Raw genomic sequence first — 504 nt, 5'->3', positions numbered from 1 at the left:
CGGTGAGGGTGTGGCGCCAGTGGGTGAGTTGTTGGTGGTGGAGGCTGGTGGGGTCGTGGGGGTCGCCGAGGAGTTGGTGTTGCCAGGGGGGGTAGTCGATGTATTGGACCGGGAGGGGTTCCCAGGTGGGGGGTTGGTGGTGGAGGCGTGCGGTGTAGGCGGTGGTGAGGTCGTTGGCGAGGGGTGCGGTGGACCAGCCGTCGCCGGCGATGTGGTGGAGGACGAGGAGGAGGTGGTGTTGGTGGGGGTGGTCGGGTTGTGCGATGAGGTGGGCGCGTAGGGGTGGTTCGGTGGTGAGGTCGAAGGGGTGGGCGGCGGCTTGCTGGAGGGTGTGCTGGAGCTGGTCGGGGGTGGCGATGGTGGTGGTGAGGGTGGGCCAGGTGCGGGGGTCTTCGAGGACGACCTGGTGGGGTGTGCCGTCGTGTTCGGGGAAGACGGTGCGCAGGGTTTCGTGGCGCTGGACGACGTCGGTGAGGGCGGCGCTGAGCGCGGGGACGTCGAGCT

General features: G+C 69.4%; 1 protein-coding gene. It reads right to left on the bottom strand.

Annotated elements, in window-relative coordinates; all coding sequences use genetic code 11:
* A partial coding sequence (locus tag ADK60_RS24770) for a condensation domain-containing protein (RefSeq protein ID WP_159400564.1) occupies window positions 1-504 on the bottom strand: 504 nt, incomplete at both ends.

Source organism: Streptomyces sp. XY431, assembly GCF_001279805.1.
GTDB lineage: Bacteria > Actinomycetota > Actinomycetes > Streptomycetales > Streptomycetaceae > Kitasatospora > Kitasatospora purpeofusca.
Note: the sequence above shows the minus strand (reverse complement) of the source record. Positions and strands in the feature narration are given on the sequence as shown.